The organism is Natrialba hulunbeirensis JCM 10989 (genome assembly GCF_000337575.1).
GTDB lineage: Archaea > Halobacteriota > Halobacteria > Halobacteriales > Natrialbaceae > Natrialba > Natrialba hulunbeirensis.
The window spans coordinates 20,320-38,037 of sequence record NZ_AOIM01000020.1 but is presented as its reverse complement, the minus strand read 5'-3'; the positions used below and the strand labels follow the sequence as shown (position 1 = coordinate 38,037).

At 55.5% G+C, this 17,718-nt stretch carries 18 protein-coding genes; 6 read left to right on the top strand and 12 right to left on the bottom strand.

Annotated elements, in window-relative coordinates; all coding sequences use genetic code 11:
• The first annotated feature begins 10 nt into the window (after positions 1 to 10).
• The 3 genes from C483_RS07875 to C483_RS07865 all read left to right on the top strand — a co-directional run bounded on the left by C483_RS07875 (position 11) and on the right by C483_RS07865 (position 2,605).
• Complete coding sequence (locus C483_RS07875) at positions 11 to 1,807, top strand: dihydrolipoyl dehydrogenase (RefSeq protein WP_006652823.1); 1,797 nt, start codon at positions 11 to 13, stop codon at positions 1,805 to 1,807.
• Between the two features lie 39 nt (positions 1,808 to 1,846).
• Positions 1,847 to 2,077, top strand: a complete 231-nt coding sequence (locus C483_RS07870) for a hypothetical protein (RefSeq protein ID WP_006652822.1) — start codon at positions 1,847 to 1,849, stop codon at positions 2,075 to 2,077.
• 87 nt (positions 2,078 to 2,164) lie between these two features.
• On the top strand, positions 2,165 to 2,605 hold the full coding sequence (locus C483_RS07865) for a universal stress protein (RefSeq protein WP_006652821.1): 441 nt from the start codon (positions 2,165 to 2,167) through the stop codon (positions 2,603 to 2,605).
• Positions 2,606 to 2,770: 165 nt separating this feature from the next.
• On the opposite strand, the gene C483_RS07860 is transcribed toward C483_RS07865, so the two are convergent.
• The 9 genes from C483_RS07860 to C483_RS19920 all read right to left on the bottom strand — a co-directional run bounded on the left by C483_RS07860 (position 2,771) and on the right by C483_RS19920 (position 11,955).
• Positions 2,771 to 3,739, bottom strand: coding sequence for a hypothetical protein (locus tag C483_RS07860; RefSeq protein ID WP_049912497.1), 969 nt, complete (start codon positions 3,737 to 3,739; stop codon positions 2,771 to 2,773).
• Positions 3,740 to 3,741: 2 nt separating this feature from the next.
• Positions 3,742 to 4,632 (bottom strand): eCIS core domain-containing protein, encoded by an 891-nt coding sequence (locus C483_RS20800; protein ID WP_006652819.1) that lies wholly within the window; start codon positions 4,630 to 4,632, stop codon positions 3,742 to 3,744.
• Positions 4,633 to 4,807: 175 nt separating this feature from the next.
• Entirely contained in the window at positions 4,808 to 5,671 is an 864-nt protein-coding gene (locus tag C483_RS07850) for a hypothetical protein (RefSeq protein WP_152419853.1), read from the bottom strand.
• An 87-nt stretch (positions 5,672 to 5,758) separates the two neighbouring features.
• Positions 5,759 to 6,370: a hypothetical protein gene (locus tag C483_RS07845; protein ID WP_006652817.1), complete on the bottom strand. Its 612-nt coding sequence runs from the start codon at positions 6,368 to 6,370 to the stop codon at positions 5,759 to 5,761.
• A gap of 54 nt (positions 6,371 to 6,424) precedes the next feature.
• Positions 6,425 to 7,339 (bottom strand): hypothetical protein, encoded by a 915-nt coding sequence (locus C483_RS07840; protein ID WP_006652816.1) that lies wholly within the window; start codon positions 7,337 to 7,339, stop codon positions 6,425 to 6,427.
• A 2-nt stretch (positions 7,340 to 7,341) separates the two neighbouring features.
• Positions 7,342 to 8,148, bottom strand: coding sequence for an eCIS core domain-containing protein (locus tag C483_RS07835; protein WP_006652815.1), 807 nt, complete (start codon positions 8,146 to 8,148; stop codon positions 7,342 to 7,344).
• 107 nt (positions 8,149 to 8,255) lie between these two features.
• Positions 8,256 to 9,077, bottom strand: a complete 822-nt coding sequence (locus C483_RS07830; RefSeq protein WP_006652814.1) for a hypothetical protein — start codon at positions 9,075 to 9,077, stop codon at positions 8,256 to 8,258.
• A 110-nt stretch (positions 9,078 to 9,187) separates the two neighbouring features.
• The gene (locus C483_RS07825) at positions 9,188 to 10,417 is read right to left on the bottom strand and encodes an eCIS core domain-containing protein (RefSeq protein WP_006652813.1); all 1,230 of its coding nucleotides are present in this window, start codon (positions 10,415 to 10,417) and stop codon (positions 9,188 to 9,190) included.
• A gap of 512 nt (positions 10,418 to 10,929) precedes the next feature.
• Positions 10,930 to 11,955, bottom strand: coding sequence for a DUF5677 domain-containing protein (locus C483_RS19920; protein WP_152419851.1), 1,026 nt, complete (start codon positions 11,953 to 11,955; stop codon positions 10,930 to 10,932).
• Positions 11,956 to 12,242: 287 nt separating this feature from the next.
• Between C483_RS19920 and C483_RS07815 the strand changes: the two genes are divergently transcribed.
• Positions 12,243 to 12,404: a hypothetical protein gene (locus C483_RS07815; RefSeq protein WP_193787503.1), complete on the top strand. Its 162-nt coding sequence runs from the start codon at positions 12,243 to 12,245 to the stop codon at positions 12,402 to 12,404.
• A gap of 56 nt (positions 12,405 to 12,460) precedes the next feature.
• Here the strand turns inward: C483_RS07815 and C483_RS19915 are convergent, their stop codons facing one another.
• From C483_RS19915 to C483_RS07800, 3 genes are all read right to left on the bottom strand, one after another.
• A complete protein-coding gene (locus C483_RS19915; protein WP_152419850.1) occupies positions 12,461 to 13,363 on the bottom strand; it encodes a restriction endonuclease in 903 nt (300 codons plus the stop codon).
• A complete protein-coding gene (locus tag C483_RS07805) occupies positions 13,296 to 14,270 on the bottom strand; it encodes a hypothetical protein (protein ID WP_241431483.1) in 975 nt (324 codons plus the stop codon). The genes C483_RS19915 and C483_RS07805 overlap by 68 nt, the downstream gene beginning before the upstream one ends.
• A gap of 319 nt (positions 14,271 to 14,589) precedes the next feature.
• The gene (locus C483_RS07800; RefSeq protein ID WP_006652808.1) at positions 14,590 to 14,835 is read right to left on the bottom strand and encodes a hypothetical protein; all 246 of its coding nucleotides are present in this window, start codon (positions 14,833 to 14,835) and stop codon (positions 14,590 to 14,592) included.
• Between the two features lie 524 nt (positions 14,836 to 15,359).
• Between C483_RS07800 and C483_RS07790 the strand changes: the two genes are divergently transcribed.
• On the top strand, positions 15,360 to 16,112 hold the full coding sequence (locus tag C483_RS07790; RefSeq protein ID WP_006652806.1) for a zinc ribbon domain-containing protein: 753 nt from the start codon (positions 15,360 to 15,362) through the stop codon (positions 16,110 to 16,112).
• A 311-nt stretch (positions 16,113 to 16,423) separates the two neighbouring features.
• On the top strand, positions 16,424 to 17,440 hold the full coding sequence (locus C483_RS07785; protein WP_006652805.1) for a hypothetical protein: 1,017 nt from the start codon (positions 16,424 to 16,426) through the stop codon (positions 17,438 to 17,440).
• Positions 17,441 to 17,718: the final 278 nt, after the last annotated feature.

The window sequence follows — 17,718 nt, the reverse complement described above, 5'->3', positions numbered from 1 at the left end:
TCCGGGTTGTATGCGAACGGATACGGGAGCCGAACCTGAATCAGAGGGAGGATCAGCGACGGAGTCGGAAGCAGCGTCGTCGGCAGGAGAACCACAGACAGTCGACTTCCTGGTCATCGGCTCCGGCTCCGGCCTCGACGTCGCGAGCGCCGCGGCGAGTCGTGGCCAGTCGGTTGCTGTGGTCGAAAAGGGACCGCTCGGCGGCACCTGCCTCAATCGTGGCTGTATCCCATCGAAGAAACTGCTGTACCATGCGGAGGTGTTGACCACCATCGAACGCGCCGACGAGTTCGGCATCCACGCCGACGTCACCGACGTCGAGTTCGCCGAGATCGTTCGCGACGTGACCGACGACGTGTCGGGCAGCGCCGACTCGATCAAGCGGGGGCTTCGATCCTCGAGTCAGCACACCCTCCTCGAAGGCGAGGGGCGCTTCGTCGACGACCGAACGGTGGAGCTCGTCAGCGGCCCCGACAACGGTAAGCGAGTACGCGGGGAAACCGTCCTCATCGCGGCCGGAACGCGCCCGTCGATTCCAGCGATCGAAGGGATCGACGACGTGGACTATCTGACCAGCACAGAAGCGTTGCAACTCGAGACGCCGCCGGACGACCTGGTCATCGTGGGTGGGGGCTACATCGCGGCCGAACTGGCACACTTCTTCGGGACGTTCGGGAGCGATGTGTCGATCATCGGTCGGCGGCCGCGGTTGCTCCCCCAGGCAGACGAGGAGGTTGGGGATGCCGTCACCGAGCAATACGCCGACCGGTTCGACGTGTACACGGGCTACGAGGCGGTCGGCGTCTCGCAGTCCGGAGAGGGGCAGTCCGGGGATGGAGTAACTGTCGACGCGCGACCGTACCCGCCCGCGTGGGACGATCCTGACGACCGAGATGCGCTCACGGTGAGCGGCGAGACGCTCCTCGTCGCAGCGGGACGCCGGCCAAACACGGATACGCTGAATCTGGACGCAACGGGTGTCGAAACCGATGCACAGGGGTTCGTCGCAACCGACGAGTACCTCCGGACGACGACAGACGGGATCTGGGCACTCGGTGACATCGTCGGCGAGTATTTGCTGAAACACAACGCGAACCACGAGGCACAGGCCGTCGCGCGAAATCTGTTCGGCGACGAGTTGGAGCCAGTCGACTACACGGCGATGCCGTTCGCGGTGTTCGGCTCCCCGGAAGTCGCCGGCGTCGGACTGCGAGAACAGGACTTGCGCGAGGCAGCACGGCCGTATGCAACGACGACGTACCAGTACGAGGAGACGGCGCGCGGACAGGCGATGCACGCCGAGGGATTCGTGAAGGTCCTCATCGAACCGAACGGCGAGATTCTCGGCTGTCACATCATCGGCCCCGATGCACCGACGCTCATCGAGGAGGTCGTGGTCGCGATGAAAGCCGGCACCGGAACTGTCTGGGATATTCGAGAGTCCGTGCACGTTCATCCCGCGCTGTCGGAGGTCGTCGACCGCGCGTTTTCGGGACAGTTTACTCGACGTGGGTCTGACGGAGGCGGTCAGCAACACGGACACGGACACAGGCACGAGCATGGACAGAGCGACGACCACGAACACGATCAGCAGCAGGATCACCAAACTCAACAGCACCAGCACGACCATAACCACGGAGACGACCACCAGCACGACGATCATCGGAACCACGAGGGCGAGCATACCCACGATCACGATCACGGCCACGACCACGACCACGAGCGAGATCACGAGCACAACCACGACCGCAATCACGACGAAACAGAAACAGACACACACAGCGGTCGTAACCCGTCCCAAAACTAGATAGTCGTCGCTCCCATACCAACCACGAGACGAACACACGTGGACTCCGATTCAGCCTCGACGCGATCTCTCCTCGGACTCGCGGGCGTCGCCAGTCTCTGCTGTCTCGGCACCAGCACCGCCGCACTGGCCGGCGGTACGGCTGGTGGACTCGGACTCGCCGCCGGCTTCGGGCAACTCGCCGCGACGGGCATAACACTCGCCGTCGTCGGTCTTGTGCTCCGGTTCGCCACTACCTGCTCACCGGTGCGTAGCTGTCGAGACGAGTAGTCTGCTCTCGCCGACAGGAGCACAACCCAGCAGTGAATCATCGAACCAACACTGGCATTGATATGCCAAGCGGCCATCAGCACCGGTATGTACACCGTTTTGCTCCCCGTCGACGAAACCGAACCGCGAGTACAGGCCCAACTCGACGCCATACTCTCCCGCCCCGGCGTTCCAGACGAGATTGCAGTCCACGTTCTCTACGTCCGCAAGGAACTCGAGTTCGCCGACACCGACGTCCAGATCGGCGAGATCAAATTCGACTACGAGGACGTCGACCAGCTACCGGAGACGGTTTCGACGGCACTCGAGTCCTGTCGCGATGCTGGCGTCGAGACGCACGTGCATAGCGCGACTGGGAGTCCGCCGCCAGCGATTCTGGACGTTGCCGAGCAGGTAGGGGTTGACGAGTTGGTACTTGGGTCGCGCAAGCAGTCCCCGGTCGGGAAGGTGATTTTCGGGAGTGTGACGCAGGCGGTGATTCTGGACAGTGATCGGCCGGTGACGGTGGTTTCGGCGGCCGAAAACTGAGCAGGATGCGAAGCCGCGCTAGTCTGCTGGCGAACGTGCGGTGACTCGTGTGCCAGCAGGAATTGCGTTTTGAACGACTTGGAGTGGCCAAAATAGCTTTCAGCCAGGGTTACCGGGAACCCGCAGTCAGGTATCGGGTTCGTCGGTAACTCGGTTGGCACTGAGTCAGCAGAACGCGCGCTCTTCGGCTGGATCGACGTAGTTCGGGTACATCTCGAGGCGCTTGTACTGCTCGGCGGCTTCGAAATCACCGTAGCCGAGGATGCGGAACGGTTCCGGTGGCTCCAGTCCCATTCGGATGAAGCAATCTCGAACCTGGCAGGCTAGATTGTGGTTGACGTACTTCTGGAACTCCTCGAGAGAGCCAGTGTCCATCACTGGCAATTCGATCCGTGCGTCGGGTTCCCGATCGAACGGCTCGGTAGCGTCTGTAACGTGTTCTTCACCACGGTCGTCGAGATAGGCCATGTGGAGTGACGAGACGCCGGCGATTTGGAGACCATCGGAGAGGTCACCGTCTGCGGCGTCAGCCAGTTCGCCCAGTTCTCGAGACGCAGCGGTCCAGCCATCGAGGTCGACCGTGTCTCCGCCCTCAAGCGATATCGTGTCTAGCCGATCTGGCGAGAGATCTAGCCCATGTTGGGCAGCGATCGATTCAGCTTCCTCGCTGAATTCGGTCTCGAATTGGTCCAATCCCAGGTAGATGTTCTTGCGGTAGAGCACCGAGTCGGGGCTGGACGCTGCCGACGGAATCTCGACGGCACGATCAGCGCTGGCGTCGTCGTAACTTCGAAGCTGTCGATACAGGTCGCCGAAGTGTTGTTCGAACTCCGATTCGGTGAACTCGGCAATAGCCACCCGTACAGCATTGAGACGCTCCGGATGAATTCGACGGGGCTGCATGGTGTCGTAGCCACGCTCGCAGTAGACGTAGTACTGGGCAAACCGACGGGCCTGTTCGACGTATTCGTTGCCTTTGTTGGTTCGCTTTGTTGCCTTGTCTGGATAACCGCTCTGACCGTGACCTCTGATCTCCCCATCAAATTCAACGGCAATCTTGTGCTCGACGCTATTATTGTCTAACACTTCTACACCAATCCACTCCTTCTCTTCGTCGATTATTTTCCCCTCCATAATCATTCACCAGGATATCCATTGGTATCAGCACCACTGGAGCGCTGGCGGAGTTTCTCGTCAATTAAGTCCTCGATTGATTGTTTGACGCCACCGAGGCGCTCGAGATTGACCTCTGGGACTGAGGCGTTGGCGACCGCATCTCGACCTGTACCCCAGAGTTTGCCATACAATGTTTTGCCAACATCGGAGACTGCACCACCAACCAACGCACCCAGAACAGGGTTTGCAGTTGCGGCACCAACCACGAGTCCAGCGGTCCCGCCAACGACACCTGCGCCAGCAGCCTCACCGACAGTGTCGACCATCCCTCGCTTACTGTTAACTTGGTTGAATAGTTTGGCCTGATTGACCTTGATCTGTCGGACTTCCTCAGCCAACGCTTCAGGCTCGGCTTTCACCTCATCAACGACCAGGTCACCCGCTTCGTCCTCTTCCGAATTACTGAACGGATTGAGTTTTCCGAGGGCCGTTCGCTGAATGTGTACATCTGTCCCCATTCGATTGACGGTCAGCGGTTCCTCACCTGACAGCGCCTGCACGGCTGCCTCGTGCACCAGCTCATGGGCCAACAGATGTTGCCCCTCTAGACTCTCAGTATCGTACTCGCCCGAATTGAACACGATATCGTTCCCGCAGGTGAACGCCTTCGCGTCGATCGCGTCAGCTGCCTCGGCGGCTTTCGCACCAGTATGAACACGGACGTTCGAGAAATCGGCGTCCATGCGCTCCTCGAGTGCTCGCTGAATCGGCTGCTCGAGAGAGCGGCCACCCTCGCCTAGCACGTCGAGGACAGTATCGGGTACCTCGTCCTGCGTGGTGTTGGTTCCCTCGAGTGTGCGGTGAGTGGTCTCTGTCTTCAGCGGAACAAACTCGTAAACATGGCTGTCCACCGTACGGTTGATCAGTCCGTTTCGAGTATTGAAAGCGTGGCTGTCCGAATTGTGTCTCAATGTCTGTGCCGGAGTAAACTTCGACCGCCGGTCAAAGCAATGTAAGTTATTCGTCGCCGGCTGCGGTGACGCGAAACGGAGTTTGATACTCATGAACGCTGTCGGTCGGTCCGATTTAGACGCTGTAGCCCGGAACGTCGGCCTCCGGGTCGGCGTAATCGGGGTAGCAATCGAAGTGACGGTACTTCTGGGCGAATTTGTAGAGCCCGTGACCCAGCACGCGATACTGTGCTGGCGGGTCTTCTCCCATACCAACGTAGCAGTCTCTGATCTGACAGAGGAGATGTTCCTCGATCAGCGGGCGAAACTGCTCTATGGAGTGAGCAGGAATCGGTGTGAACTCAAGTCGGGCGTCGGGCTCTCGGTCGAACGGGCGATCACCTTCGACGACCCGGTCGTCGTTGGTTCCTTCGTAGTAGAGCAAGTGGACATCTGAAACCGCTTCAACGGCAAACTCCGGCGGTTCGATGTCGCCAGTAGCTGCTCGTTGTTGAACTCGGCTGCCGAAGTTGGCGACTTTCTGCCGGAGCCCACCACTGTCGGTCTGGGCCTCGACTTCGTCGGCAATCGCTGCCAGTTCGTCGCTGTAAGCGTCCGCGGTCGCTTGAATCTCCTCGAGCTCCGCTTCGAGGTAGACGTCGAGCATGTACAGTCTGAACTCCTCGTGATCGACGTACTCGAGTGGGTCGATCGGTGGCTCCACGGAAGGATCGTCGTAGCTGACCACCTGGCGATGGAAAGGCTCGAATACCGACTCGAATTCCTCGTCATCCATCGTGTGGATGGCTGCGAGGACCGCAGCGATACGGTCCGGGTTCATCCGCACCTCAAGGGTATCGTAGTTCTCCTCTCGGTAGACATGATATTTAGCGTAGCGCCGAGCCTGGGAGATGCGTTCGTCTCCGGTGTTGGTTCGTTCGGACGGATCGTCGGGATACGTATCCTGATAATGATAGACAACCCCTCCGTCAAATGACATCTCTATTTTATGTTCTGCTCCGTCATTATCAATCACTTTGACCCCCACACCCTCGTCCGTTTCCGCTTTAATACTGGCCTTCATACTCTAGAAAATTCCAAAGACGCTCTCATCTTCATTGTCGACTTCCGTCTCTTCTCGGCTCTTGCGCTCGTCCTCATCACTCTTGGCACGCCACTCTGAGAACCACGCTTTGGTACGTTCTTTGAGTGCCGAGAGGCCTTCTTTTCCACCAGTGACTTTCGCTGCCGTGGTTCCTGCGATGACCATCCCGAGTGCGGCGTCGGCATGGGCCTCTCCAGTGACGTTTCCGAGGAGGCTGTCGAGGCCGATGGCTTCGGCACCAGCGTGTTGGGCGGCCGTGAGTGCAGCGCCGATACTGCCCCACATGCCTGCGACGCCGACTTTTTTCGCAATCCCGTCGTCAGCTGTGTCCAACTGGGCAGTGAGTTCCTCAGTCCGGTCAGCTAGCGGTTTCAACGGCTCGAGTTCACTCAGTGATGCTTCGATTGCACTCACTCGCTCAGCAAGGTTGCTGCCGCCCGCTGCACCTTTCACCGGGGCACCAGCGGCGGCTCGTTGAATGTGTACCTCTGTCCCCATTCGATTGACGGTCAGCGGCTCCTCGCCCGACAATGTCTGCTGTGCTGCTTCGTCGGCTTTCGAAGTCGTATGAAGCTGGAGGTTCGTGACGTTCATATATTGATGATTCCCAAAGAGAAAATCTTCTATATGATTAAACGAAAGAAGTGTCTATCTACTGAAGAGTGCACCCTTGATCTGTGAGTAGATGGAGTCGTTACGACCGGGATCGGTCATCTCAACGAGTTCTTCCCAGGTAATTGGGAGATCAGGGCGGAACTCGTGGGTGTAGCCAGGGATATCGGCGTTGATAAGATGGTAGGGAGGGTAGAGATCGAAGTTGTCGTATTTGCCAGTGAAGCGATACTGGCCGTGCCCAAGCACTTTGTACTCTTCAGGTGGTTCCATACCCCGCATGAGATAACAATCACGGACCTGACACCGAAGGTTGTAGTCCAGATAGTCTCTGAAAGGGGCGGGATCGGTCAGCGGAGCCGGGGTAATATCCACACAGGCATCCGGCTCTCTATCAGGCGCATCGCCATGCCACACAGTCCGGCGCTCACCTCTAGCAACGTAATAGTCAATACCGATACCCGAAACCGCCTCGATATCACCGGCAGCATCGAGATAGATTTCCTGTTTGTATCCAACTGCACCCTCAGACCCGATCATGTCTTCGGGGAGTTCGTGCGGACGCGTTGTGTCGCCGATGTCGACGTTAGGATCATTGTCGTAGTGGCTCAGACTTTGGTCAAGGAGATCACCGAAGAAGATCTCAATCTTGTCGTCTGAGAGCGATTGGAGCGCCTGCCGAACGTCTTCGAACCGGTCCGCATCGAGGTCCCACGGGATCGTGTCGTGCTCGGTCTCTTGAGCGACGTAATACTGGGCGTATTTGCGTGCATGCCCTATGTGTTCACCTTCGCTATGGTTTCGTTTCGCTGGCTTGTCCGGGTACCCGTTTTGAATATGCCCGTCAATTTCTCCGTCGTAACAAATTCCTATTTTGTGCTCAATTTCGTTATTATCGGTTACTAAAACGCCATATCCGTCGTCTGTCTCTTTTCGAATTTTTGCTTGCATGATTAGAAGTCGACCTTTTCGCTATATGCTCCGGTCTCGTCGTCAAGATCGAACTCTTGGTCAGTGTTAAGACCAAGTCGCTCTCGCAAGAACGTCTGAACCTTGTCGGCAACGTTCTGTCCGAACTTGGTGGTGAGGACAGCTCCGATTGGGACACCAGCAAGGCCGCCAGCCACTGCACCAGCTGGTCCAGCCATCGCTCCGACTGACGACCCTATAGTCCAGCCTTGTGTCATCCCTTTGACTGGGCTACTGGCTGCGTCTTGAACGCGGCTGGCTACCTCGATATCGTGATACTCGAGCCACTCGGTGAGACCCTTCGGTGTTTCAACAGAATCAACCAGATCCAAGATTTGGTCCTTGCTGAGTCGGTACTGCTTGCTTGTGGCGTCATCGACTTTCTCTGTACCAGTCTCAAAGAGATCGCCGGCTTTGGCAACTGCCTCTTCACCAGGATACCGTTGGACGTGCACGTCAGTTCCCATCCGGTTGACGACCAGTGGCTCCTCGCCCGACAATGCCTGCTCGGCTGCTTCGTCGGCCTCGCGCTCGAGTTGTGGATCTGGATCGATCTCGAGATCAGCGCCCTCCTTGGGCATCATCGAGATGGATGCACCGCCGTTCTGTTGTTTGACGTGCGCCAGCTCGTGGGCCAGCAGATGCTGACCTTTCGGACTCTCAGTATCGTACTCGCCCGAATTGAACACGATATCGTTCCCGCAGGTGAACGCCTTCGCGTCGATCGCCTCAGCCGCTTCGGCGGCTTTCGCACCAGTATGAACGCGGACGTTCGAGAAATCGGCGTCCATGCGCTCCTTAGTGGTGTGTTGATTTTGGACAGCACTCACAAGCGGTGGCGAAAGAGGTACCGTCTCGGAGCCACGAGAGGCCATAGTATCGAAATACCCCATACGCATTACGCGGTTGGCACGTCAGCCTCGAGCGTGTGGTACTCTTCGTACATGTCGAGTTTCCCGTAGCGTTTTGTGTAGTAGAGACGGCCAGGGCCCAGCACACGGAACTCGGCGGGTGGCTCGACACCCATACCGATGAAGCAATCCCGAATCTGGCACTTCAGGTGATGGACCAGAAACTCCTGACACCGCTCGGGGGAACTGAACTCGACCGGCAGTAGTTCGATTCGGGCGTCGGGATCACGATCGACAGGTGCGTCGCCGTCAACGACGTGCTCGTTCCAGTCATCGTCGAGGTAGAACATGCCGAGATCGGAGACAGCTCCGATCTCGAGTGAGCCACCAAAGTCGATCTCTGAGTGACCAGCGACGGCATCAGTGAACGCCTCCCAGCTAGCCGTGTCCCGTGTGGGTGGCTGCTCGAGGTCGATATCGTAGGCGTCGGCCAGTTCCGCTGCTCGTTCTAGGCCCGTCGACTTATCGGGATCCACCGCGAGGAAGATATCCTTCCGGTAGAGGATTTCCGACGGCTCTTCGGCGTTCGACGGGATGTCAACAACCGGGTCGGTACCGCCGTCGAAGTAGCTGGTCACTTGCTGGTAGAAGTCGCCGAACAATCGGTCGAATTCCTCGGGTGAGAGCTCCTCGAGGGCAACACGGACAGTGTTGAGTCGGTCCGGGTGTTCCTCCCACGAAAGGGTCTCGTATCCGCGTTCTTCGTAGACATAATAGCGAGCGAATCGCCGAGCCTGATTGTTGTGCTCGTTCTCTTCTGCCGTTCGGTTTTTTGGCTTATCGGCGTATTCTTCACATTGATGATACACTATTTCTCCAGTGGTCTTTTTAATAGTAATATCGTGTGTATTACTAACACAATCACATACATCTATACCAATGTGACTCTCGTCTTCTGCAGTGATACTGGCATCCATAATTACTTCTTATCTGCAAGCGGGTCGTTTCCACCGTGTTCGGTCCCATCACCCAGTCCAAGCTTCTGCTCGAGAGATCTGTATTTCTCTTTGAGCCACTGGAGTTCGTCCTCGTATTTTTCACCGGCCCATTTGCCGCCTTTGTCGATCGCTCGTTTGCCGACCTGTTCGTAGAGTTCTTCGCTAGTCGTGGCCGCGTAGGCGAGCAGCGGTGCACCGACGAGGCCCACCGCGGCACCCACGGTGCCAGTTGCGACGCCGACAGCCCCAGCACCGAGTGCAAGGCCCCCAGCCAAAATCCCCTTCTTCGACGCACCGACAGCATCCACTCCATCCGATCCGTAGACATCCTCTTTTAACTGTTTGACGTCGTCGATGATCCGATTGACCGACTCCGATAGCTCACCTCGCTCATCGTCATCGATTGCGTGTACTCCCTCCTCGAACGCCGGCTGGTCACCAGAGAGAAAGTCCTCGACTTTTCCCTTTATCGACCGCTGAATATGGACATCCGTCCCCATCCGGCTCACGACCAACGGCTCGTCGGTGGAGAGTGCCTGTACAGCCGCCTGGTCAGCCTCACGCTCTAACTGTGGATCCGGATCGATTTCGAGATCAGCGCCCTCCTTGGGCATCATCGAGATGGGTGCACCGCCGTTCTGTTGTTTGACGTGCGCCAGCTCATGGGCCAACAAATGCTGTCCTTCCGGACTCTCGGTATCGTACTCGCCCGAATTGAACACGATATCGTTCCCACAGGTGAACGCCTTCGCGTCGATCGCCTCAGCTGCTTCGGCGGCTTTCGCACCAGTATGAACGCGGACGTTCGAGAAATCGGCGTCCATGCGCTCCTCAAGTGCACGCTGAATCGGACTGTCCAATGGCGTCCCTCCCTGGCCGAGCACGTCGAGGACTGTGGTGGGAACCTCCTCCTGCGTGGTATCGGTCCCCTCGAGTGCACGCTGAATCTGTGCGTCGGCACCAGTGGGTAGCGGCTCGAAGTCGGGCGTGTTTGACCCGGCCATCGCGTCGAACCCCTCGGGCTGGCCAGTCAGGGCGTTGATATCGTTGCCGATCCCCTGATCGACTGCCGCGGTTCCGTCCAGTGGGCCGAGTCGACTCTTCGATCGAGTTGAACTCAAGGAGCGACGCTTTGTCTGTGACTCCGACGACTCGTCGGCGTCGGTTGATTTCGATGTTCGTTTGCGTTTGCGTTTCCGTTTCCGCCCCATCTACCGACTCACCGCGTTGACGGTCGTGGATTCCCGGCAGTGGGTACCAGTCCAGCGACTCATTTTGTTAGAATTTGTAGTAGTATATCTTAATAGTTACCGTTGGTCTCGTTGTAATAGCGATTCAGCCTCGTGGTGGACTCGTTCAGATGTACGGTGGGGCCGAGTCCGTCGAGTTACGTCGCGATGCTGGGAACGATCATGATGCTGGAAGTGATATCGACACGCGCGTGCAGAGTGCGGCTGGGAGTCCGCCGCTGGCGATTCTGGACGTGGCGGAGCAGGTTGGACTGATGAGTTGGTGCGTGGGTCGCGAACGCAGTCGCCGGTCGGAAGGTGATTTTCGGGAGTGTGACGCAGGCGGTGCTTCTGGATAGTGATGGTAAAGGTCAAGACCACAAACCAACCGCTCTGCCTCCGCACTGTCCCCAAGGGGACAAAGCCGAAAAAATACACCGCCCCCGCCCCACCTCCGCACAGCATTCTCGAGTTGAAACACATGAAACGGTGGCTCACCTCTCTTGTTTTTCAATATGATTTTGTATCCAATTGAAATCAAGTATGATTTCGTCTGCTGAATTTTTGAGTATAAAAAGTATCATCTGTCGCTTTTTACTAGGAAAGTTATCAACCATAATGGCTGCAATATCTAAAAGAGAGAAAATAGTGAGCTGAGCGGGATCAGTGAAACCTGTATTTGATGGGCCGGCTGTAAGAGGACTCTCACTTGTAGATGGTGTTCCTATCCGGTATAAGGTCCCTTTTGGGCCGCCATGGATAGTGTTACTTGCATATTTGTAAAACGGATATAGATGATCATATCCTGCTTCTTCTTGTATCTGTTTAAAACTGGCACTTTTGTTAGAAAATTCCTCTGCTGCCCAACCCCATCCGTATCCTTTGTCGTCTATTGGGTTGCCATACTCATCACGAAGTTCATTCTTTTCTTGATCCAACTTATCAAACAACTCCTCGGGATATGGATCGAATCCAAGATCCTGATAATATTGATCATATATTTCTGCCTCTCGATGATCTTGGACCCGTTTATATTTTAAATACCTTTCAGCCACCTCATCCCCATGCTCGTAAATAAAAGCAGTAGTTACTGTTACCTCATGCAGTGCTCTCCATCTTGCCAGTGCGCCGTCTGCATAGCCATTTTTCAAAAGAGTGAATATTTCTCGACCGATCAAACAGCTTCGTGAATAGAGTAATATTAGTGCATGAGACAGATAATCCTCATTAATCGGCGTCTGTTTCTTTTTGGCTTCTTTCTGGATATCTCCACCAATCGAATAATACCCTATCAAATATCTCTGAAACTGATCAAATGGCTTCTCCCATGTCTCGTACAGCCGCTGATTGAACGTTCCCATCTCCTCTTTCCACGTATATAATGGCGGAGTTCCTGAAAATTTAGTCTTCAATAGAATTTCGGCAGAAATCTTGGGGACCATCCAATTAGTGATCAGGCGTTTCCCAACAGAGATTAATTTGGAAACCCGACTTCTTTCTGAATGGTGGCTTTCACTCATGAGATAACCTACGGTATCTTCTCTCAAGAAGCCTATCTACATTCCAATTCATACTTCACCTCCAGAAAATATGATGGAAATTTGGTTCATTTATATGCCCCTAAGGGGTCAGGGTAATTGCGCGGCGCGCAGAGCGCGCGCCGCGCTAGCGAAAATTGGACCAGCCGATACCGGACGCCAGAGTAACCCCTATCTCTCCGATTGGGCGTAGTGGGACCTTGGTAACCGTGATTGTCGGATACGCCTACGAGGGGTTATCAGTGAAGACGCAGCCAATTGCAGACGTCATGCGACATCCACAAGACAATCTGCTGGTCGTCTATGCGCTGTCACTGCTTGCCCAAGAGTACGAAGGAACTCAGAAAGAAGACTGGGCGTTGCACCTTGCAGTCGAGATCGGGAAGCAACACGGACTCACATCAAGTGAGACAATTCACCAGCTCGAGTAAGAAACTGTAGTAAAGGCCAAATGAGCAAACTAACCGGTTTCGCTTTCTCTTGTAACTCAAGGAACTAGTTTTTGTCTCAATACACGGGACGGGTTTCCGTCGTCAACCATTTTCTGAAGGTCTTCTTCCCATAGATCCACAATTTCAGGGTCTTGAAACTTCTTTAAAACAGTATGTGCCCCAATATTGCTTCGATTCCCGTTGGAGAACCCACTCATGCTTAGAAAATAAGCTCTTTCACAACTGTGATTCGAGCTTATTTTCCCGTAGAATTTGTGAACGGGGCCCTTCTGAATAGGGTGTTTCTCCCATTTGTTTTCAATCATTGTGTGTGTCCCACAAGTAGTAGAAAACCAAGACGGGCCATTGATACAGACTATATGTACATCAGTTTCCCCAGAGTCACCTTCCGGTTGAATACGTACCTCCAAACCATCTATCTGATGGAACAACAACCCCACAAAGTGGTCAAATATTTTCCCCCTTCGTTGAGGATTGTCCATATTTCTTAACTTCTCTAACTCGTGTTGAAAGAATTTTGTAGACTCTTTCTTTCCTTCCTCAGAATATTTTAGCAGGTTGGTGAAATCCCTAGGAAAAAAATCGTCTTCCTCATCGGTGACTTTGTAGATCACCTCCCAGTTCCGCTCTCTATTCAGTTGAAACTCATTCTGGCAATTAAAACACATTCTTTCCTCATCAGGAACCTGTCCTTTCCTCGCATAGATGCCGTGTTGAGTACTGCAATATGGGCATCTGATTTGTAACTTAGCGACTAGAACGCCAGAATCAGTTAGTTCAGAGAGTATTACCTGTACCGTGGCCTCATCAAGCCCGGTTTGCTTTGCTATTGACCTCCGTCGGACATAGCTGTCCTCGTTGTCAGAGGCTCTACTCAGGTACGTCTGCAATTCCTGAGATTTTTCTTTGGGAATGTTCTCGAGTTTCTGTGAGTACATCGTGGATCAGTCTAGTTATTTGATTGATGTTCTCTTCCTTCTCCGCCTTCATAAATGAAAGTTTGCTTGCATCGCGATTAATCCGGAACCGGAATCCGTCAAACAGTTCAACATATCCTTGTGTTATCTCACTGCCTCTCTCGCTTAGTTCTTCCTCAACTCGATCGGACTTCCTCGCGTCTTTTCGGGATCCAGACTCGTCCTCCTTAGAGGTGAACGAGATTGTGTCAAGGGTCGTCTCTTCTTGATCATCTACTTTCACTACCAGATTAAGATAAGTCTCTACCATTTTCTCAAATTTTTCTTGGAACTTTGTCCCGAAATTGGGCCGACTCTTCACACTCTTTTTGTATTTCCCGATTGAGTCGCAGATTTCATCTCTCACCTCCTCTGCCATTTTCTCATCCGAACCTCTCACTTCGATCAAATCCATATCATCATAGATGACAACCACATTTCTTTTTGTCAGGACAATTCCCGACTTTTTCCCGGTGGCGGGTTCAACACTGTCGGCTTTTTCTTTATATCCAATAGCAAAGTATAATTTGCCTTCAACAGTGTTAGACTCCGCGAGATATGGTTTTTTGATTGCACTCTCAATGTCCTCATCGCTAGGTAAACGACTTTCGACCCGTTCTTTAACCTCACCAAGGTCTTTATCGTTCAATCCTTCTATTAAAAAATAATTTATAGTTTGTCTTCCAGCGTACCTATACTGGAAAATCAATTCTTCAAACTGATTTTCATCAAGTTGTTCCGCCACTCTAAAATAGAAATTTTCATTTTTGTTGGGGACTCTAAGATTTCTACTCTCCAAAAACCGTTCTATATCGGTCATATAGAGTCCAAATGATTTCAGCGTATTCTCACGCTCTTCAAGGTCATTATATTCAAGCTCCTGGGACATCACCCTAGACAGGTCATTCAGCATTAATAAACATTGGTGATATTATAGCTGGACGCTATTTCGGTGAGGGAATAATTGAGGGGGCCTACATCACAGTCTCCCTTTCCCGAACCTTGGGGTCATACATCGACAGAATCCGTTTCCCAAATATGCACACGAATGAAGGACAATCGTGTGCATAACCGAAATCCGTACGCAAAAACACCAGAACAATTCTTCAGTCCCTTTTTCACGTGAACTGCACCTCAGATTCTCACCACGAAATTCGAAAACTGGAGCCTGTGTTCACCATCGGGTAGTTGCATTCTGAGAAGGTATCCTACTCAGATTCTTCAACCGACTCGAGTTCACCTGCGTCGAGTTCCTCATTGAGAAATGCATCTCCGTCATCAGTAATTCGATAGAGTCCTTGAGCGACACGCTCAACGAGGCCATAATCAGCCATCTTTGACAGACGGTTGCTTGCATAGTTGGCAACAGTCACATCCAGTTGCTCGAGCGCGCTGGGAGTCATATTCCCCTCATCACGCATTGTTTCGAGTATTTTCTCGTCAACTGGACGCATCCATTCAGCTCGCTGTCGTACCACGCTCATGGATGTCGCTGTAGAACCCATAGTAGTATCGATAGATGGTGATACGGAGTATATGCTACCCCATAAACACACATTGATTGTCTATAGAGGTGCTGTGAGTTTCACAGTAAAATATTAGTAGACTACGTGATAACAAGAGTAGTGACCTGCCCTTTCGGGCCTGAAAGGTCCGACGTGGAACCAGCACGTCGGGGCGGGTCATCTCCCTACAGGGAGTGAACGACCCATGCGAAAAGACAGCCCCCGAGCCCATAACTGTAGGGCTCACGAGCCACGAGCATCGGCTACCGATCACGATCAACACACAGCCGCAGACACCGCAAAAACAAACCCGCGTCACACCACGACTGAACGGGCGAGAGACCGCACCGCCACCCGCTCACCGGCAGAGTTCCCCGCCGCAATACCCACCCGCGACCCTGCCACCCACTACGACACGATCCTCGTCGCGGGCGACGACGCACTCCTCTTCGAGCCGACGGACAGTGATCGCGATGCGTAGCGAACGCACCGCAATCGGCGTCGATATCGGTGAACACAACCTCTACACCGCCTGTCCGGTGACGATGCCGGACTGGACCGGCGCGTACGTGATCAGCGGCGACGACGTCTGTACCCACCTCGACGAGCTCCGCGCACAGACCGCCGCCCACCTTGCCAGCGACGCCGATCGAGACACGATCGTCTCGGCTATCACAGCGCACCACGCCGCGATCCGCACCACGATCGACGCCGCGGCGCGGACGATCTGCGAGTACGCAACCGCCTACGACGATCCCGTCCTGGTCACCGAGGATAGCAACCACGAACCCGATCTCTGGGCGTGGCTGACCGACCCCGACGCACACCGTGGGACCGCGTGGCTGCTCCCCACGGCCCACCGCCGGCTCCGCGCCGTGGCCGCCGAGTACCGCCTCGAGGTCGCGACAGTCCCCGAATCGTACTCCTCGCTGGAGTGTCACGCCTGCGGCGTCATCGGCGAGCGCGTGCGAAACCAGACAGTCTGCTGTACGAACCCCGACTGCTACGTCGGCGGCGTCTACGCCGATTGCAACGCTGCGAAGGTCCTCGCCCAGCGGTATTACCCCGGCCAGCGCTGCGCCTACTGCCCGACGCGTTCGGGTGCACCGGACCAACGACACACCGCGCCGGACGAACGGCACACTTCGCCGGCCGACCGACACGCTACGCCAGATGGGCGACACGCGATGCTGGCTGACGGTGGCCGATGCGAGCACGATGGGTGATCGAAACCACCCAATCAACCTCACCATCGCCACCGCGACCACTGCCGGGCCAGAACCGACCGAACTCGCAGTGACACCGCCAAGCCGCAGTGGTACCCCAAACTGCAGTGGCACCGTCAAACCGCAGTGGAACCGCCAGTACCAACACTCCTCTGCGGACCCGACCATCCTTTTCGCCGACTGGTCCGCGCCCCAGTCGCACCGACCGACGACACACCCCAGGTCTCAGCGACACAGCACCGACCGACGGCACACCACCGACCCGCAGCGACACACCACCAACCAACGACAGATCCCACCCCACACCAGACATGAGCACCCAATCCCAGCACCCCGACTCAAACGCACTGCAAGCACTGACTGCCGAACTCGAAACCCTGCGCGAGCGGGTGACCACTCTCGAGACCGAACTCGAGAAGAAAGACACACGACTCGAGACGCTCGAGACGGCACTCGACCGAGCACGGACGACAAACGACCAGCTCCGGACTCGCGTCGACGACCTCGAAGACGCACAGACACCCGTCGAGGCGCGACTGGACGCCCACGCGAAGAAACTCACCGCAAACAAAGAGCGCGTCACCGAACTCCAGGCCCGCGAACTCGAGAAGGGTGCCCATCTACTCGAAACGCACGTCGACGAAACCGAGATCGACGTCGCCGATGGCCGCCTCGAGCGCATCTGCAAGGACGACGGCAGGCGATACTTTCGACTCCCAGAGAGCGATGATCCGCTCGGGCGTGGCGGCAACGTCGCGCTCGCACACGGAGATCTCCTGCCGATTCAACAACTCGCGACCATGGACGACGATATGCTCCACGCGACGGTCTCCTCGCTGCCGTCGCGACTTGCGGCGCGGCTCTGGAAAGCACGAGTTGATCCAGGCGTTGGCGACAACCCATGGGAGAACGGCTGTGCCGGCGTTCGCGAATACGTCACGGCAAGCGAGATGAAACACTGGATCCGCAGACAAGAGACGGGCATTAGCGAAAGCTACGCGAAGAAACTCGTCTCCAGGACGATCGACGCCCTGCTCGATCTCTCGAAGCATCGGCTCGCAATCAAACGAACGCGCCAGCGCAAGAACGGACTCGAGTACACCGAGCGCCGCGTGCTTCTGATGGCGGATGCGGAGATTCCTGGTGCGAGTCTTGGTGCAAGTCCTGGCGAGAGGACAGTGACAGGGAGAGGGAGAGGGAGAGGGAGAGGGAGAGGGAGAGGGAGAGGGACTGGGATTGAAACTGGAACAGGGGAAGGGACAGGGACAGGAACAGAAACAGAGATCGCTAAACAGGCTAGCCCGGCGACAACTGCTGTCGACAGGTGAGGCTGTCCCCGGGTTGCTCACACCCCCCTGAGAAGGAGTGTACTCTCCACAGCGAAGACTCACACCCCACGACGACCACCACTGCCACGCGATGGCGGGTGGATGCGCGTCTCGGTACTTGCAAGGCTGTCGCTCGATCGGTCGTCGTCGGTCCAGCGCCACCGACGAACTGAGAGAGGTCACCGAGGACGGCAGGTGTCACCGGACACTCGCAACGAGTTGGCGAGTTGGTGAGTTGGGAGACTGGCCGAGATGTTGACGGAAACACGCGAGTGCGG